The organism is Aureispira sp. CCB-E (assembly GCF_031326345.1).
GTDB lineage: Bacteria > Bacteroidota > Bacteroidia > Chitinophagales > Saprospiraceae > Aureispira.
In genome coordinates, this window is record NZ_CP133671.1 from 6,953,103 (window position 1) to 6,979,421 (window position 26,319).

Annotated in this window: 22 protein-coding genes; 10 read left to right on the forward strand and 12 right to left on the reverse strand. The window is 36.4% G+C overall.

Features of this window, described 5'->3' with window-relative positions:
* Positions 1 to 70 precede the first annotated feature (70 nt).
* Positions 71 to 997, reverse strand: a complete 927-nt coding sequence (locus QP953_RS26855) for a hypothetical protein (protein WP_309553470.1) — start codon at positions 995 to 997, stop codon at positions 71 to 73.
* 375 nt (positions 998 to 1,372) lie between these two features.
* Between QP953_RS26855 and QP953_RS26860 the strand changes: the two genes are divergently transcribed.
* Positions 1,373 to 1,867 carry a hypothetical protein gene (locus tag QP953_RS26860; RefSeq protein WP_309553471.1) on the forward strand — a complete coding sequence of 165 codons (495 nt, stop codon included), beginning with the start codon at positions 1,373 to 1,375 and terminating at the stop codon, positions 1,865 to 1,867.
* A 322-nt stretch (positions 1,868 to 2,189) separates the two neighbouring features.
* Here QP953_RS26860 and QP953_RS26865 read toward each other — a convergent pair whose 3' ends face one another.
* The gene (locus QP953_RS26865) at positions 2,190 to 2,786 is read right to left on the reverse strand and encodes a hypothetical protein (protein WP_309553472.1); all 597 of its coding nucleotides are present in this window, start codon (positions 2,784 to 2,786) and stop codon (positions 2,190 to 2,192) included.
* Between the two features lie 265 nt (positions 2,787 to 3,051).
* Entirely contained in the window at positions 3,052 to 3,801 is a 750-nt protein-coding gene (locus QP953_RS26870) for a hypothetical protein (RefSeq protein ID WP_309553473.1), read from the reverse strand.
* A gap of 503 nt (positions 3,802 to 4,304) precedes the next feature.
* Between QP953_RS26870 and QP953_RS26875 the strand changes: the two genes are divergently transcribed.
* Entirely contained in the window at positions 4,305 to 5,069 is a 765-nt protein-coding gene (locus QP953_RS26875) for a hypothetical protein (protein ID WP_309553474.1), read from the forward strand.
* 308 nt (positions 5,070 to 5,377) lie between these two features.
* Here the strand turns inward: QP953_RS26875 and QP953_RS26880 are convergent, their stop codons facing one another.
* The 4 genes from QP953_RS26880 to QP953_RS26895 all read right to left on the reverse strand — a co-directional run bounded on the left by QP953_RS26880 (position 5,378) and on the right by QP953_RS26895 (position 8,093).
* Positions 5,378 to 5,833 (reverse strand): hypothetical protein, encoded by a 456-nt coding sequence (locus tag QP953_RS26880; protein WP_309553475.1) that lies wholly within the window; start codon positions 5,831 to 5,833, stop codon positions 5,378 to 5,380.
* Positions 5,834 to 5,953: 120 nt separating this feature from the next.
* Positions 5,954 to 6,439, reverse strand: coding sequence for a hypothetical protein (locus QP953_RS26885; RefSeq protein WP_309553476.1), 486 nt, complete (start codon positions 6,437 to 6,439; stop codon positions 5,954 to 5,956).
* A 289-nt stretch (positions 6,440 to 6,728) separates the two neighbouring features.
* Complete coding sequence (locus tag QP953_RS26890) at positions 6,729 to 7,616, reverse strand: dihydrodipicolinate synthase family protein (protein WP_309553477.1); 888 nt, start codon at positions 7,614 to 7,616, stop codon at positions 6,729 to 6,731.
* Between the two features lie 18 nt (positions 7,617 to 7,634).
* Entirely contained in the window at positions 7,635 to 8,093 is a 459-nt protein-coding gene (locus QP953_RS26895; RefSeq protein ID WP_309553478.1) for a cupin domain-containing protein, read from the reverse strand.
* A gap of 90 nt (positions 8,094 to 8,183) precedes the next feature.
* On the opposite strand from QP953_RS26895, the gene QP953_RS26900 reads away from it, so the two are divergent.
* Entirely contained in the window at positions 8,184 to 9,593 is a 1,410-nt protein-coding gene (locus tag QP953_RS26900; protein ID WP_309553479.1) for a PLP-dependent aminotransferase family protein, read from the forward strand.
* Between the two features lie 81 nt (positions 9,594 to 9,674).
* Here the strand turns inward: QP953_RS26900 and acs are convergent, their stop codons facing one another.
* Positions 9,675 to 11,576 (reverse strand): acetate--CoA ligase, encoded by a 1,902-nt coding sequence (gene acs / locus QP953_RS26905; RefSeq protein WP_052599133.1) that lies wholly within the window; start codon positions 11,574 to 11,576, stop codon positions 9,675 to 9,677.
* 339 nt (positions 11,577 to 11,915) lie between these two features.
* On the opposite strand from acs, the gene QP953_RS26910 reads away from it, so the two are divergent.
* Entirely contained in the window at positions 11,916 to 12,302 is a 387-nt protein-coding gene (locus tag QP953_RS26910; protein WP_052599132.1) for a hypothetical protein, read from the forward strand.
* Positions 12,303 to 12,413: 111 nt separating this feature from the next.
* Here the strand turns inward: QP953_RS26910 and QP953_RS26915 are convergent, their stop codons facing one another.
* The 3 genes from QP953_RS26915 to QP953_RS26925 form a co-directional block, all read right to left on the reverse strand.
* Positions 12,414 to 16,208 carry a T9SS type A sorting domain-containing protein gene (locus QP953_RS26915; RefSeq protein ID WP_309553480.1) on the reverse strand — a complete coding sequence of 1,265 codons (3,795 nt, stop codon included), beginning with the start codon at positions 16,206 to 16,208 and terminating at the stop codon, positions 12,414 to 12,416.
* A 307-nt stretch (positions 16,209 to 16,515) separates the two neighbouring features.
* A complete protein-coding gene (locus QP953_RS26920; protein WP_052599130.1) occupies positions 16,516 to 18,756 on the reverse strand; it encodes an NADP-dependent isocitrate dehydrogenase in 2,241 nt (746 codons plus the stop codon).
* Between the two features lie 143 nt (positions 18,757 to 18,899).
* Positions 18,900 to 19,745 carry a hypothetical protein gene (locus QP953_RS26925; protein ID WP_052599129.1) on the reverse strand — a complete coding sequence of 282 codons (846 nt, stop codon included), beginning with the start codon at positions 19,743 to 19,745 and terminating at the stop codon, positions 18,900 to 18,902.
* Between the two features lie 131 nt (positions 19,746 to 19,876).
* On the opposite strand from QP953_RS26925, the gene QP953_RS26930 reads away from it, so the two are divergent.
* Positions 19,877 to 20,416 (forward strand): hypothetical protein, encoded by a 540-nt coding sequence (locus QP953_RS26930; RefSeq protein ID WP_156039866.1) that lies wholly within the window; start codon positions 19,877 to 19,879, stop codon positions 20,414 to 20,416.
* A 1-nt stretch (position 20,417) separates the two neighbouring features.
* Here QP953_RS26930 and QP953_RS26935 read toward each other — a convergent pair whose 3' ends face one another.
* Positions 20,418 to 21,059 carry a Crp/Fnr family transcriptional regulator gene (locus QP953_RS26935; RefSeq protein WP_309553481.1) on the reverse strand — a complete coding sequence of 214 codons (642 nt, stop codon included), beginning with the start codon at positions 21,057 to 21,059 and terminating at the stop codon, positions 20,418 to 20,420.
* Between the two features lie 204 nt (positions 21,060 to 21,263).
* Between QP953_RS26935 and QP953_RS26940 the strand changes: the two genes are divergently transcribed.
* The 5 genes from QP953_RS26940 to QP953_RS26960 all read left to right on the forward strand — a co-directional run bounded on the left by QP953_RS26940 (position 21,264) and on the right by QP953_RS26960 (position 26,299).
* Positions 21,264 to 21,671 (forward strand): hypothetical protein, encoded by a 408-nt coding sequence (locus QP953_RS26940; RefSeq protein ID WP_052599126.1) that lies wholly within the window; start codon positions 21,264 to 21,266, stop codon positions 21,669 to 21,671.
* Between the two features lie 182 nt (positions 21,672 to 21,853).
* Positions 21,854 to 23,620 carry a SulP family inorganic anion transporter gene (locus tag QP953_RS26945; protein WP_063833186.1) on the forward strand — a complete coding sequence of 589 codons (1,767 nt, stop codon included), beginning with the start codon at positions 21,854 to 21,856 and terminating at the stop codon, positions 23,618 to 23,620.
* Between the two features lie 107 nt (positions 23,621 to 23,727).
* Positions 23,728 to 25,047: a sodium:proton antiporter NhaD gene (gene nhaD, locus QP953_RS26950; RefSeq protein WP_052599125.1), complete on the forward strand. Its 1,320-nt coding sequence runs from the start codon at positions 23,728 to 23,730 to the stop codon at positions 25,045 to 25,047.
* 53 nt (positions 25,048 to 25,100) lie between these two features.
* Positions 25,101 to 25,853 carry a DUF2490 domain-containing protein gene (locus tag QP953_RS26955; RefSeq protein WP_052599124.1) on the forward strand — a complete coding sequence of 251 codons (753 nt, stop codon included), beginning with the start codon at positions 25,101 to 25,103 and terminating at the stop codon, positions 25,851 to 25,853.
* A 74-nt stretch (positions 25,854 to 25,927) separates the two neighbouring features.
* Positions 25,928 to 26,299: a VOC family protein gene (locus tag QP953_RS26960; RefSeq protein WP_052599123.1), complete on the forward strand. Its 372-nt coding sequence runs from the start codon at positions 25,928 to 25,930 to the stop codon at positions 26,297 to 26,299.
* Positions 26,300 to 26,319 lie beyond the last annotated feature (20 nt).

Here is a 26,319-nt window from a genome sequence, read left to right on the forward strand (position 1 = left end):
CTACAATTTAGTCATAAAAACTGAAGAAAACAAGTAGATTTTATAGATTTCTACTAGCAAATCGCAACCGTTATTTCTTCCTCCACTTTAGCCACCAAGGCAATTTATTTATTTTCAATTGATAATAAGGGACATTTTCTGCCCCAAAGCTTTCATAAAAACGAGCAATTCCAGGAACAGAGGAGCCTTCAAAATCAATATACTTAACACTTTCTGCTTCTCGCTTAATTGTCGCATCCAATAAATAAGCCATTGCACCCACTTCTTTACCAATAGCTGTACTGACATTTAACAAATTAATAATAGCACGTCCATCAAACATAAAAAAAATAGCCGCACACAATTCTTTATTGGTGTTGAAAGCAGCTGTAATCACTCCTTTTCCTCGGTGCAAACAATTCCAAATAATTCGATGAGCAGTATGATACAATGCTTCTGGATGTTGTACGCCCTTTGCTTCTTGCGCTTTTTTAACCTCCGCAACAAAGGTCTCTGGTTTTAAATTACTAGTCAAATATAAACCTTCATTCAATGCCTTTTTGAGATTTCGTTTTACGTTTTTGGAATAAGCTTGGTACAAGTCATCGTATGGCTTGCTAAGATCAAGGTGATAATTCTTTTTTTGAATCGTCTCGTACTCTTTTAATTTCAAGATACTACTATTGCCATCGTTTAAGCTCAAATCCCAATACTTAAAGTCTTCTGGAATTGCTTCCAAAAACTTCTGAATGCGCTCTTTGGAACGTATATTAACCGTAAACAGACCCAATTGCTGGCACAAAAAAGGTTGGTAGAGCTGTTTTATTTTAAACAACTTATCGTTCCAGACCAAAGGAAAAACAGATTGATAATCTCCTTCTACCAAGCCCATCCAATCATTGGTTACATTATCAAGGTACCAAGTATAGCCATAAATTTTACTATTAGCAGCGTAATGCACACAGCCATTCCATTTTGGGGCTTCTATTTCTTCCCGCTTTAGCAATCGTATTTCCATTTTTCTACTTTTCTTATTTGCCACTTAAAACAATACCAAAATCATTAGGTTCATCTTTTTATCAATGCTTTTTGCAAAAATAGAAAGTCCTTCTGCTTATCTAGAAAAGATAGCTAATAAATTTTAATACTCTGTTGATTATTCCATGAGCAACTCCTTTGTCCTACTAGCACAGGCTTACTCGGCTGTCACTTAGTTACCTTTTTCAAGATTTAAAAGAATATGCATCCTTAAGGACAATCAACCCTTTATAAACAATTTATCTTTTTACTTGTTTATACTAATACAAGCACGTCACAAATTCCAAAAACTTTAAAACTCTCACGTCCCCTTTTTCGTGTTTGGCTATATTTTTAACAAAAAATACATAAAATTATGAATAACGATATAACCGTCAAAGAAAAGTCAACAATAAACATTTCAAAAACAGCCATGTATACAGGTCTTTTTGGAGCAGTTACCATGATTGGCTTTTTGATTATAGTTGAACTATTTAACCCAGTAAATACAATTGCTTTTAAGTTTTTGAAATACTTTATTTTAGCATTTCCATTAGCTATTGGGCTATCCAAACTAAAAAATCACGTCACAAATAAATATAGATTCTTCCAAAAAGGAATTCTTTTTTCAGCTATAGCTTCCATTACAGCTGCTGTTGTCATGTTAATTGCCTATTTTATTACACAACCAATTAGCGGATTTAGTTTGGCAACTATTACAACAAATATGACAACAATCAGTAGCCAAACAGGGATTACTTATATTCCACTAGTAGCTGCTTCTATGTTGTTTTTAGAGGTGTTTGTAATGAGCATGATTACGAGTTTTGGAGTCTTAGTCTATCAAAAAGACTTTGCTAGAACAGCCTAATACGATACAATTACATAGACAAAAAAGTATCATAAAATAAAAAAGATGAGTCATCCTCTACACTAGGATGACTCATTTTTTTAGACTGCTATACTAGTCTTGTTATACCTACTATTTAAAAGTTCTCTATTAAAATAGTAGTTCGTTGATTAGTTCGCTACGCTCATGAGGGCGCAAGCTTAGTTTTTTACTTTTTTACCAAAAAGATAAAAAAGCACATTTATATTAGTTTGATAATCAAATTCTTAACATGAAACACAGTAAAATTATAACTTGTTAATTATCAAGCTAATAAAGTTTTTCAACGAACTGTTGTTAAAAGTTACCAACACATATTCCAGTACTTTCTGTTTTCTTCTACATAAGAACCATCCAATATAGTCCAACAACTTCTCCATCTAGCCTTCCACTCACAACAAGCGCAACAAGCTAAGTTTAAGCAATCAGAGCCTGATCCCATCCAAGTGTAGTAATGCCACCAAGTAGTACAAATTCTACCTTTAAACATTTGATCCAAAGACGTCAAAGATGGCGTAAAAATGGTTAATTCACTCATTTCTCTTTTAGACAAATTATCTCCCAATTCTAGCTCTAGAAACGTTTGTCCTTCCTTTAAATCTTGATAGATTCCTTCATACTTTCCAATTTCTTTTAGATACAAAGCTACCTTAAGGTTTTCTTTCAATTCCGCTACCTCCTCAATGCTTAGTTTTTCTATAATAGTTGCTTGTTCTGCTTCTGATTTTTCGCCAAAGCCCTTAGGCATCAAATAACGATTAGTAACAGGGTCAGCAGAGGCAGCCTCTGTTACAACTTGAGGATCTGTAGGGATGTCTTTTTCACAAGAAATAGTAAAAAAAGATACTATAACAATTATAAATAGATTCATGCACCAAAAATTAATGCTCAGTGATTTCATACTTAAAAGTTTTAAAAGAGTTAAAATATAAAAAAACAATGCAAGTTTAGATTTACCTATCTGTTCCAGTCATACATTACTCCGTTGAAAAATCGTATTAGTTTGATTACCAGCAAGATGCACTTTCATCAACCTTTGCACTAAAAGACTGATAATCAAACTAATGCAAGATGCTTTTTTACGTTTTTACTTCGTGAGCCTACGGGTTCGTAGGAAAACTAAAAAATCAACGGAGTATTAGTCATAAGTAAGTGGTCAGAAAAATCTATTCCCAACAATTCCACGCACAAGCACCTGCTACGCCTCCTTGGTATAAAATACAGCCTGCAAATACCACACAACATGGGTTAACGGGCGCGGGGGCAGCCAAGCAACAAGAAGCTGAAGAAGCACAAACAACAGGTACACCTGACAAGATGGAGGCAGCTCCCGCCAAGCGAATACACGTCAAAAAGCAATCTATATTCACCCCTCTATAATTGGCATGACTCAAATCAGGTTGATACTCTTTGACTAGTTTCCCTTTTTCATAATCTGCTTTCATAGCCATTACATTCTGTACTGTTTTATACTCTATCGTTCCAGTATAGCCCTCTTCGACAGAAGTACTAGAAGGCAAATCAAAATTATTGATAAAAGCATGAAACTCTCCTTTTGTCTCATTGTAAGCTGCTACAAACATAGACAAAGCGCCTTCTACACCATTGTCAATCGGTACTAATAGCAACGGAAGCGTTTCTTCGCTATTGTAGGTAATCATTGCGGCTTGCTCCCACAACAATCGTCCTGCTGTAGTATTGTAATTTTGAACATCTTGTGATGCTTGCAACGACTTGAGAATCGGGTCGTCTTTTTCTAATGTAACAATGGTCGATTCGATGTTAGGTTCTATAGTTTGAACCGCTTCATCTTGTACAGGAGCTGGCAAATCTTTTTCACAAGAAATAACAAAAATAGATAGTAATGTAGCTGTGAATAAGCTCACAAATAAGAAATTAATCTTTAATGATTTCATAATTTGAATTTAAAAGGTAATTGAATAATTAAATGCTTTGAATGTCTAGTTAGAGATTATTTTGTCAACACTAGACAACTATTCGAATAGGTATTGTAAGCATTGTAAAATGATGTCGTGCCTAATGCCTACCAATCATTTCTTGCTACAAATAACGACCGAACTTGGAGGTTTTCCTATTTTATACCTTATACAAAAGCCCTACATAGAGGTACTACAAAACTACTACAACACACACCTCCACCATCATAAAATATTAAAAATCAAACAATTAAAAAATAACACCTATTTTAACCTAAAAAAATAGCATCAAAATCTTGCTATATCAGAAAATTAGAAATACCAATTTCAGTGAGATAATAGAGAACTATTTCAACAACAGATGTTATCATAAAACTATGGCTAGTAGTTGCGGTACACCGAAACAGATCTTACTGGCATCTATAAAAATGGAGGACTATTTTGGGAAAGATTTATTTTAACAGAAAGCACATTCTCAACAAATGAAAACAAGGTTTATTCTATTGCTGATTTTAGGTTTAGGCTTATCAAGCTACAATACAAAGGGACAAGTTTCTATCAATTTGACGATAGATATATCTTGCATATCTAGTAGCCAACTCAAAATGGAAGGAGAGTTTGAATTGTATGAAATGGTTTCGGTTACTCCCTACTCCTCGGCAACAATGGATACTTTAGTCAAGCAATTGGACTATGTTGCAACACAAACGTTAAACCTATCTCAAGGACATTATAAAATAATTTTTACGCCTCTTGACAGCATCTTGGCTTCTAATGTATACTATTTTTATACCTATACTAATATGCCAGACATTGATCTAACTTGTTTCTTTTTTAATAGAAATTATCCTTCATTTTTAGAGCGAATGAAGAGTACGGACACCTTGATTTTTTATTCTTCTTATTATGGGAACACGCATGAAGAGATGCGCATACCTGCCAGCCAAACTAGTATTATCAAAAAAGGGGACGGTTACTACATGGCTTATAAAAGATGCGATTATTATCAACATAATCCTATTCCAACCCAAGCAAGGACGACAGGAAAACATTTAATAAAACTAACCAAAAGACAGGTACAGTTATTAGGAGAGTTCGAAACACAAATACTGGAAGGAACCATTCGCAACAATCTAACCGAATCCCCACAGGCATTTAACAAAATTTATGGGCACAATAAAGCCATTTCTTTTTATAGTAAATTCCTTTTTAGCGACAGGCTGTACCAACGAATAACATCCCAATAAAGCAACGATGTGCTTACAATTGAGGTAACTTAGGACAACGCTTGCATTGTTTTTTGCCTTTTTTGTACTTTTTGCAACATTTCTTTTTGCAGTTTTTACAATCAAAACTTGGTATTACAGTCGTGGGAACATTGTTCATTTCTAATGGATTCATCATCCTATTTTTTATTGTTATTTGATTTTGTAGTTCTTTAAAAATCAATTAAAAAAATGAACTACATAGAAACGTTTGCAAACATAATACCTATTTAGACTAATTACAAATAAAAACAAGAGAATTCTATTATTTTAACAAATATTCGCTTTTTTTAAGAAAATTGCGCTAATCCTAGGATAGCTAAAAATGCTGCATAAACGATTCCTATGACCATAATATTAGCAAAACCCACTCCTATCCCCCACTCACCAAGTATTAAAAACAAGGCCATACACAAATGCAGACTACTAATCCAAATATCTAGTTTTCGCCCTGCATACGGAGTGTTATCTCGATTCTCTTTTTTCCAATTTTCATCCAAAAGCATCCCTGCCTCCCAATCACTGAATTGCCCCTTCCATCTATCCCAATCACTCCAAAAGACAAAACAAAGCAATAGGCGTATTCCTAACAAAAACAAAATAATGCCATAACAGACTCGTACTAGTTGGGCATACCACTTCCAAGAATGTCCTTGTGCTAATATAATAAATGCTAATAAGATGTAGAGGATAGAAAAAATAGCCATCCCCCCTAATAGCCACTTCAGTGTTTGATTGTCTTTCATGATGTACTTTGTTTATTAATCAAATTAGCTTCGCTGCTATTGTTCTGTTATAAATTGCCCTCAATATGAATCTCCTCTATAAGCCATCATAACAATCAAAAACTTTTGTTACATTTCAAATTAGCGAGCTACAACAAATAATATTATAAAGCTAAACACCCCTTGAACGATTGCCCAAGGTATTGTTAATACAATAATAAGTGTATCATCTTGCCATAACCAAAGCAAAAAGAAGAAAATAAGGCTAGTAAGGATATTAATAAAATTGATTCCTCTCAAAAATTGAATATTCTGTCTTTCAGCTTTCGTCAATGTATCCCTTCTCGGCTGTTCTAAATCATCTAAAATCAGTTCTCCATCTCCCCTTATCGTTGTATTGTGATGCCTTATAGGCAAGATATTAGGGTTACCAACAATTACTAATACAAAACAAGCTATTGATAGACCTATTTGTGTCAATAAGTAATGACAACAAGCCTCTGCACTTGTACCCTCCCTACTCAACATAATAATCTTACTATTGGTAACAATACTCCATAAGGTAATGAGATAATTTACCACCAATACAAACGTAGCTAAAAATACTAGTTTGAAAAGTTTTGTCATTTTAAATTTTAAAGTCTTTATACTGCACCAATACAATCATCTAATGATAAATAACTGTTTTACATACGAAAGAATTCACACTTAGTTGTTCCCTTCACCAACCTTTGTCGTTTACTTTACCTCGGCTGAAGCGTTGAATTTCCTAATAAAACATAACAGACAAATTAACTGTGAGTAACAGTTACCCAATAATTCAATCCATTTTCCTTACAAATAAAAATAGGAATCTCTTAAAAATTAAGTAATTACAAAACTTAGAGATTCCTAATTAGACCCTTTCAACAAATATCTATTCTATCGTAGCATGCTCAAGTAATACCTTCAATTGTTCTTTATCCTCATTGGATAATACATTAAGAGGACTCCTTAAATGACCACCCTTGTTGCCTAATATTTCCAAACCAGCTTGTATAGATCTAGGAAGTCCTTTTTCTACAATAAATTTTAGAACATCAACTTGCTTATAAAACAAAACTTGTGCTTGTTTTAAATCATTGTTTTGTATTGCCTGATATAGTGCAACATTTAATTTAGGAATTAGATTATGTGCCGCAGTACACCACCCTGTTGCCCCTGCAACAAATGCCCCCAATGCCAAAGGATTAGAACCATTAAAAAAATCAACTTGATCTCCTAGTTCTTTCTTAAGGTAATGCATCCGCTGTATATCTCCTGTACTCTCTTTAATCATCGTAACATTTGGTATTCCCAATAAACGTTTGAGCAATTGGGGCGACATATCAACACCTCCTGTTGCAGGGTTATTATATGCCATAATAGGTATATTGATCTGATCAGCCACTTTTTTATAATGGTCATATATTTCATCATCTGTCAACTTCCAATAACTCATAGGAATAATCATAACAGCTTGTGCTCCCGCAGATTCTGCATAAATTGCATCTTCTATTGTCTCTTTGGTCGTTAAGTTGGAAACACCAACCAACACAGGCACTCTTCCTGCTACTTGTTCTATAGTTGCCTTTACAATCAACTGTTTTTCTGTACGATCCAAATAAGGTAGCACACCAGTACTTCCTAGAGGAGCAATTGCATCTGCGTTATTAATAATTAGTTGTTCTACCTGCTCTTTAAAAAGCGAGATATCAACGGTTTCATTTTCTGTAAAAGGTGTAATCGGATAAGCAATAATCCCTTTAAACGCTTTCTTTGTCATTATTTTTATTTTTGAATTTTAAAAATCTCTTCCTTCCTCTTCTCTAAGTGCCAAGCCTAAATTTTGAAGCTGCGGAGCATTTTCACAAGCAATGTATTTTGCTGCTACCTCACTACTCAAGTTACCGTGTCGGTGCCAAGCCCAAGAAGGAATATAAACGGCATCGCCCGCTTTCCACTCTATTTTTTCACCTTCAATTTCAGTCCACCCTGCCCCTTCTACGACATACAGCATGGTTTCATAAGTATGACGATGTAGGTTCGTCACTTGATCACCTAGCAGCCCTCCAATCGTAATACTTATATTCTTACTTGGCAAGTCAACAAAAAATACAGGATGTTTTCTCTCCTCCGAAAATTGGTTGTGTACTCCTGCTTTTTCTACCGCTCTATGAATCAATTTTTCAGGGATAACTGTTTTTAATTGAGCATACGTTTGGTGAAAATCCTTGGAACTAAACTTTTTACTTTCATTCATAATTTTGTGTTTTTGTTATTAATACCTGCCAAAGATAGTGTACCTTTGGTCTATATTAGTGATACAGTTTTCACAAAAAATAGTAGACCAATGAAGCGATTATGGGATTTTAATATTGAAGTGACAAAAACAACTCCCAAAGCTGTTTATATGCAAATTGCAGATGCGATTATTGCAGCAATCAAGAACCGTCGATTGAAGCCACAAGAAATTCTGCCAAGTACTAGACAATTGGCTCAAATAATTGGTGTCAATCGAAATACGTTGATAAAAGCACTTGATATTTTAATTATAGAAGGTTGGTTGGTCTCTAAGGATAGAGTTGGGATTTTTGTTGCTGATATTTCTATGGATTTAGAAGCCCCTAAACAGGCTCCTTTGGTTGTACCGTCCAACCATACCAAGCCTATAATCACTCTTGACGATGGTGTTCCCAATACTAAAATAGCTCCTATAAAGGAATTGGCTAGTGCTTATCGACGAGTATTTAGTTTAAAATCTAAACATACTCTATTGGGCTATACGGATAGCCAAGGCAATCCTAAACTTAGAGCTTTGGTTGTTCAGATGCTTAATCACAAACGAGGAATGCAAGTTAAATTAGAAGAAACTTGTATTACTAGAGGCAGCCAAATGGCCTTGTATTTATTAGCCCAGTGCTTGCTAACTCCAAACGATTATGTCCTAGTAGAGCATCCAGGTTATCGTCCTGCGTGGAGAACATTTGAACAAGCAGGTGCCCAAGTACTCCCTGTTAATGTAGACCAAGAAGGGGTTCTCATACAAGAAATAGAGCAGATGCTCCAAAGATATTCCAACATCAAAGCTATTTATGTGACGCCGCACCATCAATACCCCACTACGGTTACACTAAGCCTAAAAAGAAGGTTACAACTAATTGAATTGGCTCAAAAATATCATTTCAAAATTATTGAAGATGATTACGATCATGAATTTCATTTTGGCAACCGCCCAATTTTACCCATTGCTAGCTATACCAATACCAACCATTATATTTACATTGGTACATTCAGTAAAATTGTAGCTCCTGCGTTGAGAATTGGGTATCTAGTTGGACATACTGATTTAATTAAAGAGATAAGTTCGTTGCGAGAAATCATTGACATACAAAATGATACCATCATGGAACAAGCAATTGTAGAATTAATTAAGGATGGGGCTATTAAACGACATACCAAAAGAGCGATTCGGTATTATAAAAATAAACGACAATACGTAGAGAAGCTACTTGTCAAGCATTTACACAATAAAGTTACTTATGATTTACCAACTGGAGGATTAGCATTTTGGATTCGTCCTATTCAAGATGTTGACTTGTCGCTGCTTCTTGCTCAATTGGAACAACAAGGTATTCGAATTGCAGATATTTCTAAATACAATCCTGATTATACTGTCAATGGTTTGCGCTTGGGTTATGGCAGTATCGAAAACGAATATTTAGAAATGGCTATTATCAAACTAAGCAAGTTATTGATATAGTTTTGATGTCTTCTTTTGGGACAGAACTTATCCCGCCCCAAAAAGAAAGACAACTCGCCATAACCTAGTCAATATTGGACTCTAGACCAGTGCCCCATCCATAATTGTTTGAACAATATCTGGGTTCAATAAGGTAGAGGTATCGCCCAAATTAGAAGTATCGCCACTAGCTATTTTCCGCAAAATTCGGCGCATAATTTTACCCGAACGAGTTTTAGGAAGCCCTTCTACAATTTGTATTTTATCTGGCTTGGCAATAGGCCCTATTTCTTTAGTAACAATAAACAAAACCTCTTGTCTAAAGGCTTCCATATCTTGAATAGGGTCTTTGGCAACGACATAAGCATAAATTCCTTGCCCTTTGATATCATGCGGATATCCCACTACTGCGGACTCAACAATATTTAGATGACCATTAATAGCATCTTCTATTTCTGCGGTTCCAAAACGATGTCCAGATACATTAATCACATCATCTACTCGCCCAATAATTCTATAAAACCCATTGGCATCGCGCCTTGCCCCATCTCCAGTAAAATATTTATCTTCAAATGCCGAGAAGTAAACTTGACGACAACGCTCATGGTCACCGTACGTCGTTCGAATCATAGAAGGCCAAGGAAACTTTACACACAATAGTCCTTCTACTTCATTCTCCTCGATCTCCTTTCCATTAGGATCTACCAAACAAGGCTGAATCCCAGGCAAAGGCAGGCTAGCATAACAAGGTTTTAGGGGCGTATGCCCTGCCAAGGCAGAAATCATAATTCCACCAGTTTCTGTTTGCCACCACGTATCCACAATGGGACAAGCTTGCTTCCCTACTACGTCATTATACCAATGCCATGCTTCATCATTAATGGGTTCTCCTACGGTTCCCAATACTTTCAAACTACTCAAATCACTATTGGTAACATACTCGTCCCCCATTGCCTGCAATGCTCTAATAGCAGTTGGTGCTGTATAAAATTGATTGACTTGGTGCTTTTCACAAATTTGCCAAAATCGCCCCGCATCAGGATACGTTGGCACTCCTTCAAACATGACTGTTGTCGCTCCAGCCAACAGAGGACCATATACAATATATGAATGCCCTGTAATCCATCCAATATCGGCTGTACACCAGTAAACATCCCCATCTTGGTACTGAAAAACATTTCTAAAGGAGTATTCTGTATACAACATATACCCTCCACAAGTATGCACCACCCCTTTGGGTTTTCCTGTAGACCCTGAAGTATACAGAATAAATAGCATATCTTCCGCATCCATTTCTACTGCTTCACAAACAGCATCTTGTTGACGCATTTCCTCATGCCACCATAGGTCTCTACCTTCCTTCATTTCCACAGCAGTATGCGTGCGTTGATACACAATAACCCGTTCTACAGAATGGCAATCTTGCTCTAATGCCGCATCAACAACAGCCTTTACGGGAATACTTTTAGCACCTCGATAATTACCATCAGAAGTAATAATCATTTTTGCTTCCGCATCTTTTACTCTATCTGCCAATGCCTTAGCCGAAAACCCTGCAAATACAACAGAATGAACAGCTCCAATTCGAGCACAAGCCAACACTGCTATGGCTAGTTCTGCGACCATAGGCATGTAAAAACAAATTCTATCTCCCTTTGTAATCCCATTTGCTTTTAACACATTAGCAAACCGACATACTTCTGCATGTAGTTCTTTATAAGTATAGGTTACTGTTGCCTCGCCTGGCTCATTGGGTTCCCAAATAATCGCTGTTTGATTTCCTTTAGTTTCCAAATGACGATCAAGGCAGTTCTCTGTAATATTTAACTTGCCACCAACAAACCATTTAACAGAAGGTTTCTTAAAATCCCAATCTAGAACCTGTTTCCACTTTTTGCGCCAAGTAAACGATTGAGCTTGTTCTTCCCAAAAAGCTTCGGGGGCGTCAATACTTTTCTGATAGACTTCTTGATAATGTTCAAATGATTTTATTTGTGTGGTCATATTTTTTGAATTAAATTGAGATTTGTCAAAGAAGGTGTTTTTCTTGCATCAATGCTTGCTTTCATTTGTCTGATCTATACAAGATAATAAAGAATTGAATATCTTAAAAAAATTAGGGTCTAGGAATTTTTTAGTATACTTGTATTGTTGTACGATTGGTTATGATAACATCAAATTGTGCTACTTATCATATTGTACAATTGGTCATTAGTGCCCTAAATCTCAAGCACTAAAAAAACAAGCACCTGATTGTCAGACAATATCATTTTTTATAAATTATTGCAATTATAGAATGACTCTAAACAATTCATTTTATAATTATTATTACAACTAAAACTTATGGGTACTAATATTGGTCGTTTTTTTATGGGATTCATTATGTTCATTGGAGGTTTGTATCTGATGTTAAATTCTATTCGTGTCGATATCGGAACAATGTTTCATGGTCGTTATTCTTTATTTAATGTGGGAGGAATTGGCGTTACTTCAGGTTCTATTATGCTGGTCTTTATGTTAGGTGTTGGAATGTTATTTTTTAATGCTCGAAACCCATTAGCTTGGATTGTTACAGTTGGCTCACTCGCTGCTCTAATTTTTGGCGTGATAGCAAACACTCATTTTAGTCTACAATACATGTCTGCCTTTGATTTAATTGTGATTCTAGTCTTACTTTGTGGAGGCTTAGGGCTACTACTAAGTTCTATGTCCAAGCGAAATGCGTCGTAAGCTACAATATCTTTATCGTCCTGTATTCCTAAAATATAAAAGAGCCATTGGTTGTTGATTTCAACCAATGGCTCTCGCAAAATTATATCTACTGGTTATTTCCAGAAGTTTCTAATGTCGTATTGTGATTTTACGAGTATGAACACTTCCATTAGGCGCTTCTATTCTTAACACATAAGCCCCTGATGCCAAAATCTCGGTATTTAATACCTTCATAGCATTTCCCTCTGTAATCTTAGATTCAATTAAAGTACGTCCCAATGCATCAATTACTTGAACTGCATAAGTACCTTTCATTAAGATAGGTAACTCAATTGTCAATTGCTCGCTCGCAGGGTTAGGATATATCCATACCCCCATGTTATCTTTATTGAATTGCAACGCCTTTGTAATACTATAATTCGACGCTCCTGTATAATCAACTTGATGTATTCTGTAGTAGTTGTACCCTGTGAATGGCGTTTCGTCTATATAACTATACAAAGCTGTTGCTTGGTCGCTAGTCGCATCAAAACAAACTAGTGTTTCAAAATTTTGAGCATCAGCACTACGTTCTAGGCAATAACGATCTCCTGATTTTTCGTTGGCAACTTCCCACTCTAATACTGCTGTACGCTCTACTTTTGTTGCTTCAAAACGCAACATTTCTAGCGGCAAAGAAGTCTGGGCAATTATATCTGCCAATGTAAATGGACTGAAAGAAGTTACATAATCAGAAGTAACTGTTCCTGAAGCAGCTGTCCCTGTAATTATGGGGCTAGCGCCTTCACGTTCCCATTGATCAACAACACTTGGAGCTTGCGTAAAGAAATGCCCCACTCGAATACTTGATGGAGAAATTACGTTACTATGCGGTCCCCAGTGTAATGTAACACGTAAGTTTTCACCCGTTCCTCCTACAAACTCATCTAATGTCCAATACTCCAATGAACTTACATGATCTAATTCCGTTGTATTAACATTATAAGTACCATATCCCACAGAAAAATATTCTGCAATGTACAATTCTCCTGTATTAAATCTTGTTTCGATGCCTATCGCACCATAAACGCCATTATCGCCAGTTGGATAAGTAAACGTTGTCAAAGCACTCGCACTTGTTTCTTTTATAACTGGACCATCGACATGACTGAAAGTAGAAGCACTGGTTGCTGTTGCAGCTGTTTCAAATAAAATATAAGAAGCTGCCGTTGTTAGTACAATACCGTTGGTAAAGGTCATATCATTTTCAATAACCATGTCACTAGCATTGTTCTGAAGTGTTCCATTAGTCTTGTTAACGATTACATTATAAAAGTTTTCACTGATGGTAGCTTTATTAATTGTTTGGTTCGTGGTACCAACAAACTCAATCGTACTTTCTCCTTCTTCAAAACCATTGCCTGGGTTCAAATCCGTCCAATTTCCATGCAATCTTACGATTCCATCTGCTGCGGCTGTCCCATCTTCTAAGTCCAATTGACCATTTGTATTGATTAGAAGGTTTCCATGTACTTCTATACCTGTACCAATAATTCCTCCTTGGTTATTTTCAATTTTTGAAGTCCCCGTACTACCATTTCCTCCAATAACTAAATCCCCTAAAATTTGCATTAGAGTAGTACTGGTATTGGTATTAAAAACGTCTACGGCACCTGTTCCACTGTTTCCGATATACATATTTCCTTTTACAGTCATAAATCCTGTCGTTCCTTGAAATACTTCGGCAGCTGTATTAAAACTATGGCTACCATTAGTAGACTCTAAATATAAATTAGGATAAAACATACCAACAGTAATAACAGGTATTGTTCCACTATTTCCACTATGACGGAAACGCCATGTTGCTGTGGCAGGAATGGTGGCAATACCGCCTTCATAGTTATCTCTATACTGTGCAATGGCACTAGAACCCGTTTTTATCAACTCTCCATTTGCACCTAATAACCAAGTAGCGTTATTGGTTGTCATATCCATACCATCACCACCACCATTACCATTATCAATTAAAGTTCCTTGCACCTCCAAATCAACTCCTGTTCCATTATTAAAGGCAAATAAACGATTGTTATTAATAGAAACCGTTCCTCCTGCTTCAATCACCACTTCATCCACAACGACATCTTGGTCAATATTAACGGTATGTCCATTTAAAATATGAATATAGTCACTATTGTCAAATAAAGGATAAACACAAGTTGGTGACCACGGTCCTGCTGCGGAGGTAGCCATTTCCCAAGTATTAGTATTTGTCCAATCTCCATTCGCTACGGTACGGAAAAAGCGCTGTGCAGCTAAGGTAAACTGTACAGCCTCTGTTAAAACATTACAAGTTCCGTTCTCTGTTACTTGACAATAAAATTGATAACCATCATAGTTGGTCAAACTTCCTGTGATTGATAGTGTACTACTCGTTTCGCCCGCTACAGTTGTACCAGGAAAAGCAGCTCCACTCACAGCAGTCCAATTAACGGCACTCCCATCGTTTTCATTAAAAAACCATTGATAGGTCAATGCACCTCCATTACCTGCTGTTGCATTAACAGAAAAAGTAATGCCACAACCACTAATATCAGTAGGTTGAGTTGTTATGGTTGGTGTTCCCCCCGCTACATTAAAAACACCTAAGTCTGATTCATCGCCAGTCGTAGCGGTAGTCCATTCCGATGCTGTAAATGTAGGATTGGGACCAGTAATTGTATTGTTTCTTCTGTATACATAACCGATTCCGCCAATTACTGCATCGTGGAAGTCATCGACTAAAGTATTGGTAGGGGTAAACATCAATTCTAGACGATCATTAGCGTTAAAACCTGCTGCTGTTGTTCCAAAATCAAAATCTTCGATCCCAGAGCCGCCACTATTGATACGCCCAACTAAAACCTGTCCATCAGCAATAGAAGATCCTACTCCTGTCGCTGGAAAGTTGTACGAATGTGTAACGGTTCCTGAAGCCAAATCACCATAACGGTCAATTTGATAATTTGTTAAGTCTACCGTTGCTCCTGTTCCATTATAAATTTCAACATACCCCAAAGAGCCACCATTATTATCAAATACCTCACTAATAATAATATCACTAAAAACTGAACTACAAGCACCACTTTGGTTTAAAAGAGTGTAACTAGTCGCAGCCGTTACATTGCAAGCTGCTTCTCTTACCACAATAGCTCCTGTTGTTGAACCAGTGGGAACAGTAGCTATTATAGTCGTTGCATCTATAAATTGCACAGCACTAGCAGCTATTCCATTAAAAGTTACTGTTGAACCAGCTGTAAATCCTGTTCCTGTGATGGTTACTTCTGTTCCGACAGGTCCAGAATTTGGTGCTACTCCCGTAATAGTATGTGGACAGGCAACAACTGCCGTTCCATCTAGGATAAAGTTATCAAAACCAGCACGGTCGCTTCCACCATTTTGGTCTACTAATAAAATTAGACCAACTGTATTGGTACCGTTGGGAATATTAATGGTTTCCGTAACATATCCACCTGTAGAAAAACCTCCTGTTGCTCCTGTAACTAATTGCACTTGAGTTTGCGGAGTACCATCGAGAACAACGGTATAAAACACATCATCTCCTCCATCATAACCGACAATATTGTAATCAAAATTAATAGTCACACCAGTAAAACTACTAACATTAACATCTGCAAAAGTAATGGTCTCTCCTGCAGAGCTACCACAGTTACCATCTAAGTCTTGTACTCCCCAAAATTGGGTGCCAGCAGAGGGAACAATTCCGCTTAGGTTCGTAGAATAATCCCAGATATCTCCACCATTGGTACAAGCGGGGGTTGAGAAAGTAGCTCCCCAAGTATCAGAAGCATTTTGTTCAAATCCATGGTAAGCAATTTGTGCCTGCAAACTCAATGCTGTAACGGCTAAGCACAAACATAGGGCTAGGTCTTGTAATTTTGTTTTCATTTTATATAATGATTTTCAGTAAAAAGGATGAGGGCGATCATTTAAGCGCACAAAAATACACTTTTTAAACGTAAAAAAATCTTGCTTTAATATTAGTTAATTGTTAAATCCCCACTTTAACACATTTGATTTTCAATCATATATAAAAAGCAATTAGTCAAAAGATAATTTATTTTATTCAAAAAATCAATCTTTTAAAATAACAGTCTATGATTCAACCTCGTCACAAAACACAGAAGCCATCCCAAAATTTGGGATGGCTTCTTTTATTATTAATTTAAGTATATATGTTATTATAAACTTCTACTTAAACATTAATTAGCGCATTATCTAAAATAGCATTCAACGTAGTACTTGGACGCATTGCTTGGGCTACTTTTTCTTCGTTAGGGAAGTAATAACCATCTACATTCATTGCTACTCCTTGAGCATTGTTTAGTTCCTCAACAATTTTAGCTTCATTGTCTGCCAATTCTTTTGCCAATTTAGCAAAGCTTGCTTTCAATTCTGCCTCTTTATCTTGTGCTGCAACAGCTTCCGCCCAATACAACGCCAAATAGAAATGACTACCTCTATTGTCCAACTCATTTACTTTACGAGATGGCGATTTTCTGTTGAGCAACAATTTTTCTGTCGCTTGATCCAATGCCTCACCAAGCACCAACGCTTTTTCGTTATCAAAAGCATTTCCTAAGTGCTCCAAAGAAACAGCTAGTGCTAAGAATTCACCCAAAGAATCCCAACGTAGGTGGTTCTCTTTGTTAAATTGCTGTACGTGTTTTGGCGCTGATCCTCCTGCTCCAGTTTCAAACAAACCTCCACCATTCATCAACGGAACGATTGACAACATTTTGGCAGATGTCCCTAATTCCAAAATAGGGAATAAGTCTGTGTTATAATCACGCAATACATTTCCAGTAACAGAAATCGTATCTTTTCCAGCTTTGATACGCTCTAAAGAGAATTCCATTGCTTTCATTGGAGACATAATGTGAATCTCCAAACCAGTAGTATCGTGGTCTTTTAAATAAGTATTTACTTTTTTAATCAACTCTGCATCATGTGCTCTACCTTCATCTAACCAAAAAACAGCAGGTGTTTGAGAAGCTCTAGCTCTAGTCACAGCCAATTTAACCCAGTCTTGAATTGGAGCATCTTTTACTTGACACATTCTCCAAATATCTCCAGCTTCCACTTCATGCTCAATCAACGTTTTGTCATCTGCATCAACCACGCGAACTTTACCAGCAGTCGTTATTTCAAATGTCTTATCGTGAGAACCATATTCTTCCGCTTTTTGAGCCATCAAGCCAACATTAGGAACCGTTCCCATTGTTGTTGGGTCAAAAGCACCATGCTCTTTACAGAAATCAATTACAACTTGGTACATTCCTGCATAACTACTGTCAGGAATAACCGCTTTAGTATCTTGAGTTTCACCAGCTTTGTTCCACATACGACCAGAAGTACGAATCATTGCAGGCATGGAAGCATCGATGATAACATCACTAGGTACGTGCAAGTTGGTAATGCCTTTGTCAGAATCTACCATTGCGATATCTGGTCCATTCTCATAAGCAGCTTGAATATCAGCTTCTATAGCCGCTTTTTGGTCAGCAGGCAAACTTTGAATTTTATTTAACAAATCTCCAAAACCATTGTTAACATCTACCCCCAACTCATCTAAAACAGCAGCATGTTTTGCAAATACATCCTTGAAGAATACTCTTACGCCATGACCAAAAATAATTGGATCTGACACCTTCATCATGGTAGCTTTCATATGCAAAGAAAATAGAACTCCTTGCTCTTTAGCATCCGCCACTTGCTCTTCCAAGAAAGCCATTAATGCTTTTTTGCTCATCATAGTTCCATCAATCACCTCTCCTTCCAAAATTGGGAAAGCTTCTTTTAGTGTCGTTACTGTTCCGTCAGCAGCTACATGCTCAATACGCACTTTTGTTGCCGCAGATAAGGTAACAGATTGCTCGTTGGCACGAAAATCTCCACCATTCATCGTCGCAACATGTGATTTAGAATCAGCTGCCCACGCTCCCATAGAATGAGGATTATTTTTTGCGTATTTCTTAACTGGTTTTGGTGCTCTACGATCTGAGTTTCCTTCTCTCAAAACAGGATTTACAGCAGAGCCTTTGATTTTGTTATATCTTTTTTGAATTTCTTTTTCTTTTTCATTGGCAGGGTCCTCAGGATAATCAGGTAAAGCATAGCCCGCATCTTGCAACTCTTTGATAGCTGCTTTTAACTGAGGTACAGAAGCACTAATATTCGGCAATTTGATAACATTGGCTTCTGGTTTTAAAACCAATTCTCCTAATTCTGCTAGTGCATCTGGAATTTGCTGTTCTTCAGTTAAAAAGTCAGGGAAATTAGCTATAATTCTACCCGCAAGAGAAATGTCGCTCAATTCAACCTCGATCCCAGCAGCATCTGTAAATGTCTTGATTATTGGTAAAAAAGAGAAGGTGGCCAAATAAGGCGCTTCGTCTGTTTTTGTATAGATAATTTTTGATTTATTTGTTTCCATGTTTCTCAAATTTTAAGCGAGTTTTTACTTACGAAATAACTGCAATTTAACTGTTGATTTTTTGGTGCTTATTAGCCCGTGCGAAGTTACAATTTTTTGTCGAAAAAACGAATCGCTATTCAAAATATTAGAAATCCCAAAACTTACCTCGGTTGACTCAATTGTACCTTTGCCCAAATACCCGCAATGTTCGAATTGGAGCTTCGTCTTGGTTGTTGCATCCCTCCTCCTGGGTTCGCACCTTGCAACAATGGGTTTTGCAATTGATTGTTGCCTGTAATGCTATTACTTGATGGATCACCAAAAAGCCCTGGATCGTCTGCCGCATCAGGGGCTGGCTGATTGACTTTTATTCCTATACTAAGAATTTCATTGTATTGCATTTTTCCTGAATACAATTGATTGAGTGGAATTTTAAATTCACACAACATAGCCCCCACATGATCAAACCCTATTGCTGTTTTTAATTCTTTAGATGCCAAGTTACTAACTCGAATTCGCTCTTCTGGATCTTCTTCAACAAACCCAATCAATTCAAATTCTTGGCAAACAGTAGCGTATGCTTCATCTAATGCTCGATCATCCACTTTAAAATTTCCTTTGGCTGCTTGAAAAGAAATCGTTTCTAGCTGTTCCTGTGTCAGAGCAAGTGGATAACCAATGCCAATTTTTTCCTTTCTTTTGGCAAGGGTGTCCAAATACACAGACATGCCTAATCCCATGATTCTACGTTGAATTGTTTTGTCGTTAATACGAATACAGAGGTAAAAATTTTGGGCATCATTTCCAGTACTGTATTGGACTCCCGTATAGGCATTGGATTCTATCAAAGGGCGTTCCCATTCATCTATCTTACCATCTACCACAATGGTCGAGTCTACTGAATACCATTTCGTTTTAACAACATTTTTACTAGAGTTGCAAGAACTTGTACCCAATAGAACGATGTATAGTAGCCATGCAACTACTGCGTATAAACTAATTTTCATATGCTATTTTTTACCACAAAGATAAGAATTCTTCAATAGTAAATCAATCGGATATTTGGATTGTTTAAAATTATGTATCTTGTTTTTTATTTTTTATTAGTATCAAAACAGATCTACTTCTAAAGTTATAAATGATGTACCCCAAACTTATACAAGACCTAACAACCTCCCTTGCTAATGATCGCTCTGATGCTAACCGACAAAAATGGACCGCATATTTGATTAAAGAACAAATAGAATTAACTCAGTTGACGGAAATACTAGATGCCGAACATCCTATTGGTATGCGTTTTACTTGGTTGTTGGGGCATCTATTGGCAGAAGCACCAACTCAAGTACGCCCTATTGTCACTTACTGTTTTACGCATCGCAATCAGTGGACGTTCCCAGGTATTAAACGAAGCATTGCTAAGATGTTATGGCTGGCTGGAGTTCCTGAAGAAATAGAAGGTTTGGTTGTGGATGAACTATTTCAGTGGGTCTTAGATCCTAAGGTAAAAGTTGCTGTAAAAGTCTACAGTTTAGAAGTTCTTCTTAGTATGGTTTTAAAATATCCCGACCTAAAAGAAGAGTTGCTCATTGTTATTGATGATCAATTGGATAAAAACTCTATTGCCTTTAAAGTCAAAGCAAAAAAAGTAATCAAAATTTTACAACAAGCCCCCAAATAGCCTACTCTGGGTCTACATTTGCAATCTCTTGTACTTTCTTTAAATTGAGTATCTCTATTGCTCGTTTATTAATTTTAATCAACTTATCCTCTCTAAACTCTTTTAACAAACGCCCCAAACTTTCTCTCGTTGTTCCTATAACATTTGCCAAATCCTCTCTTGGAAGCACAATTTGAGTACATTTCTGATTTTCATTTTGATAACGTTCATTTAAGACGACTAGGTAAAGGGCTAGTCGTTCTCTTAAATTTTTTTGCGCAAGAATAGCAATTGTATTGACCAATACTCCAAATTCGTGGCTGATATTTTGAATGATTAATGTTTGAATCTGGGGAATTTTTGCTAACAATAATCTAAAATCATATTTATTAACAAACAACACCTCGCAGTCTTCTATAGCCTCACACGATTCTTCATAATTCTCATTACAAAGCAAGGCATGGTAGCCAAATAAGTCTCCTTTTTTATAAATGTAAAAAATTTGATCTTTTCCATAAGTACCTGTTTTGTATATTTTTGCCTTCCCACTTTTTATAAGAAACACACCTGTTGGCATTCCATCTTGATAAAAAATTAATTTTCCCTTTTTAAAAAACAAAGGCTGAGAAAAACTTAAAAAATAAGCTTGGTCTTTTTTTGACAAGGAAGATAAAATTTTATCACTCTCAAAATTTAAATTCTTAATATTCAAAGCATTAAATCAATTTAAAGGATAATAATGATTTAAATGTAACAAAAATCACATTTTTATATAACTTTTACTGTTCTTTTCTTCAGAGACTTCCTCTACTTTTGAAAAAGATTAGAATATAATCCACTATTCCCCTTCACTTTTTTTCACTTAATTATGAAACCACGTTTTCATTTTCTTTGGTTTTATTGTTGCTTAATTGGGCTCCTAAGTTTCTCTTCTCAAGAGATTAAAGATCAAGTTATCATACAACTTGAAGGGCACTATGTAGCAAATAACAATCACTCTAAAAGCCCAAAAGATACCGAAGAAAAGCAGTTTCGTAAAGAAGAAGAAAACGAAAAAGAGGAAAATCAAGAAGAAGATACTTCCGAAGATGCAGAAATAGAGGAAGAGGTTTCAGAATATCCTCCTCTTTTAGCTTCTTTTTTCAATTGTTTTGGGAAACAATGCCTTGTTCACAACATTTACAGTAGAAATGATGTCGCTTCCCAGCATACGAACAACTTTCCCAAACACCTTCCTTTATACATCTTATTTGCTTGCCTTAAAATTGATTGTTAGCCTCTCTATTTTTTATCAATAAGCGGTGCTTAGCAGCACAACAAAACATTGATACTCACCAACCTTCCTGAGGATTGGAGTTTATACTTCTATAGTATTTTTATTTACACTTGTAGCTCATACTCTAAACAATAGAGTACAGGGTTTCTATTGTCAGCGAGCTATTTATAACAATCAATAAAATGAGTCAATATAAAACACAAAAAACGATCTTAGGTTACTTTGATTTTAGCAATATAAAAGGAGATTTTTTAGGCGGTTTAACAGGTGCCATTATTGCATTGCCCATGGGCTTAGCATTTGGCATACAATCAGGTTTAGGGGCAGAAGCAGGGCTGTATACGGCTATTGTTTTAGCTGTTATTGCTGCATTTGTCGGAGGCACCAAAACACTTCTCAGTGACCCTACAGGTCCAATGACCGTCGTAGCAGCGACAATCGTTTCAGGGGCTTTGGTTGCGACAAACGATGATTTAACCTTAGCCATGCCTATTATTATGGCAACCTTTGTTTTAGCAGGAATATTTCAAATTATTTTTGGTTTTTTAGGTATTGCCAAGCTTGTAAAATTTATGCCTTATCCTGTTATTTCGGGATTTATGGGCGGTATTGGTATTATAATAATCATCCTTCAATTATTCCCTTTATTGGGACATGCTTCTCCTAAAGGTATGATCAATATATTAAGCAATTTGGGAACGCCTTTGGCAGACTTAAATACTTCTGCTCTATTATTAGGATCAGGAACAATTGCAGCTATTTATGCCCTTCCACTTATCAACAAAAAAATACCTAGTATTTTAATTGCGTTGATTGGCATGACAGCCGTTTCGTTAATTTTCCCAATGGATGTTCCTAGAATAGGCACCATTCCTTCAGGCGTTCCTCCACTTCAAATTGGCACACTCCTTAGCTTAGAAATGCAGCACTGGAGTTTGGTTTTGGTTCCTGCTATTACTCTAGCAGCATTAGGTACAATCGACACGCTACTTACATCAACTGTTGCAGATAGCTTGACCAAAACAAAACATAATGGCAACAAAGAGTTAAAAGGACAAGGATTGGGGAATTTAATTGTTGCTTTATTTGGAGGAATACCTGGTGCAGGCGCTACAATGGGCACCGTGACCAATATTCGTGCAGGAGGAAGAACCAATCTTTCGGGCATCTTTAAAGGTCTTGCTTTATTGGTTATTGTTTTAGGATTGGGGCATTACGTTCAATTCATCCCCATGGCTGTTTTAGCTGGAATTTTAGTAACTATTGGAATTGGAATTATCGATTTAAAAGGCTTGCAATTATTACCCAAAGTCCCTAAATCCGATGCGATCATTCTTATTGTCACGCTCTTGGTAACAGTTTTTGACAACTTATTGGATGCCGTAGCTATCGGCACGATGATTTCCTTTATTATGTTCATGAAAAATATGTCCGATGCTACTCTAAAATCTAATCAAGCGGGATTGTTAGGGGACATTTTGCAAGAGAAAGGGCTTCCTGAAGCTCTAGCCAAAAATGTTTACATTAAGCACTTGGAAGGTCCTCTGTTTTTTGGTTTTGCCGATGACTTTAAGGCTCGAATAGAGCAAATAAATGCAGTAGAAGTAGTTGTCATGCGCTTAGATCATGTTCCTTTTATGGATGAAACGGGGCTACTAGTCTTAGAAGAAGCTATTTTATTATTAGAAAACAAAGGTATTGAAGTTTACTTGACAGGGCTTCAAGACAAGGTGGAAGAACGACTTCGTATTGTTGGTATTATTCCCCAATACATCCACGAAGAAGAAATCTTCAAAAACTTAGATGAATGTATGGTTTATCTAGCCAAACAATACAATTGTAAACATGTGACAGGCGAAATTGATGGTTTGTTTGAGGCGGCACTCAAAAATAGAAATACTCCGCCAGAAACTAACCCTAGCCTACCTATGCACTTGATTCATCAATAATTCGTTGATTGGGCTACCTAACAGTTGATTGCATTTTTCAATTATTCACAGAAAAATGCCAGACAGCCTATGCCCTTTGTTCTCTTTCACTTATCAAAAAATAGCCTATGTATCTATTAATAGCCATTATTTTCATTTTGGGCTACCTAGCTATCGCTTTAGAACACAATATCCATATTGACAAATCTGCTCCTGCTCTATTAATTGGTGTACTTTGTTGGACATTTTTGGTACTGGGGGCAGATACCATTTTAATAGACCAAGTTGGTAATCATGCAGCATTAGGGCATTACATCAACCATCAACTTGCAGAACATCTCAGCGAAATTTCAAGCATCTTGTTTTTTTTATTGGGTGCAATGACCATTGTAGAGTTGATCGATAGTTACGGAGGGTTTAGTATTATCACCGATAAAATCCAAACAACACAAAAAGTCAAACTCATTTGGATTTTGTCAATACTCACCTTCTTTTTGTCTGCTGCATTAGATAATTTAACAACTTCTATTGTAATGGCTGCTTTGCTTCGAAAACTGATTGCTGATCGCAAAGACTTATGGTTTTTTGCAGGCATTATTGTCATTGCTGCCAATGCAGGTGGTGCATGGTCTCCCATTGGAGATGTTACGACAATTATGCTTTGGATTGGAGGGCAAGTATCTGCTCAGAATATCGTCTTAAAATTATTTTTACCAAGTTTAGTGGCTTTATTGGCACCACTTGCAATTGTCTCTTTTACACTAAAAGGACATATTACTCGACCAGCACAGGTAGAAGGCAAGCACCATTCAATCCCCGTCAATAATTTTGAAAAACAGTTAATTTTCTTTTTGGGTATTAGTCTATTGCTCTTTGTACCGATCTTTAAAACCTTAACTCATTTGCCTCCATTTATGGGAATTTTATTTGGCTTAGGAGTTCTTTGGATGGTTACAGAGATACTCAATCACAAAAAAGTAGACCAAACAAAAGAAAAAATTTCTATCGTCAATGTTCTAACCAAAATAGATGTTCCTAGTGTTTTATTTTTCTTGGGCATTCTATTGGCGGTTGCTGCCTTGCAAACCGCAGGACACTTAGCACAATTAGCCCATCTGCTAGATGCTAGTTTTGGAAACATATACCTGATTAACATTTTTATTGGCTTACTTTCTTCTATTGTTGATAATGTCCCTCTAGTTGCAGGTGCAATGGGTATGTACTCTCTAGATGTCTACCCAATGGATCATTCCTTCTGGGAATTGTTGGCATACTGTGCTGGAACAGGAGGAAGCGCCTTAATTATTGGTTCCGCTGCGGGTGTGGCCATCATGGGAATTCTAAAAATTGATTTCATTTGGTACATGAAGCGAATCGCTTGGCTTGCTATTGTTGGTTATTTCTCTGGCGTACTCACCTTTTACCTTCAAGCTCAATTGTTTCATTAAAGCTGCTCTTAAGTACCTATTTAGCTCTCTTTTAAGACAAAAAAAACAAAAATATGAAACGCATCTTCATTTATATAGCATTCACAATTCTATATCAACATACGACTTGGGCTCAACATCAGCCTACGACTACTCATACACATTCGGTATGGACATCATTGACCAATAAGCTATTCATCACCAACCGCTTCTACTTGGCTAATGAATTTCATTGGCGGCGTTCCAATTGGATATTGGCACCTCAACAAATGATAGAACGTCCGTCTTTAAATTATAAAATAGCCAATTTTGTCATCGGCTCAGTTGGTTATTCTTTTATACTGAACGATCCCTATGGAGAATTTCCAAGTCCTCTACCCACTAAAGAGCATAATATTTGGGAACAATTTGAATTAAAACACAAGATTAATGCTCTACGTTTTAACCATCGCTATCGCTTGGAACATCGTTTTGTGAATCGAGTGATACAAGACTCTAAGGAACAACACCATATAGATGGCTTTAAGTTTGTACAGCGATTTCGGTATCGACTTACGGCTAGTTATACCGTCAAAGTCTTTGAGTCCACAAAATCCAAACTCTTTGTCAAGGCTTTTGATGAAATTTTTCTAGGATTGAATTCCAATAACTTATCGGCTAAATTGTTCAATCAAAATTGGCTGTATGTAGGGGTAGGTTATGCCTTTAATACAAATGGAAAAGTAGAATTAGGATACATGCACCAAGTCTTGCAACGGAATGCTGACTTATATGAAGGGAATCATATCATCCAATTGACATTTAGTTATAACATTCATTTTAAGTAATGATTCAGAAAAAATGAGTATTTTAGATAGAACAATCGTTCATCAAAAAATGAAAAACTACTAAAAGAATAATTATGAAACTAGGTGCCTTCTCTATTAGTCTCAGTGTTAAAGACCTCAAAGCTTCTCAAGCATTTTACGAATCGCTTGGCTTCAAGGTTTTTGCAGGAAAAATAGAACGAAATTATCTCATTATGAAAAACGAACAATCTTTGATTGGTTTATTTCAAGGTATGTTTGAAAACAATATTCTTACCTTTAATCCTGGGTGGGATAATGATGCTAATATTTTAGAGCAATTTGACGATGTTCGAGAAATTCAACAACATCTAAAAAAACAAGGAATTGCCATACAGAACGAAGCCGATGAAAATGGAACTGGTCCAGCTAGTTTTGCCGTTACAGACCCTGACGGCAATGTGATTTTAATTGATCAGCATGTCTAGTGAAATACCTAAAAAAGCAT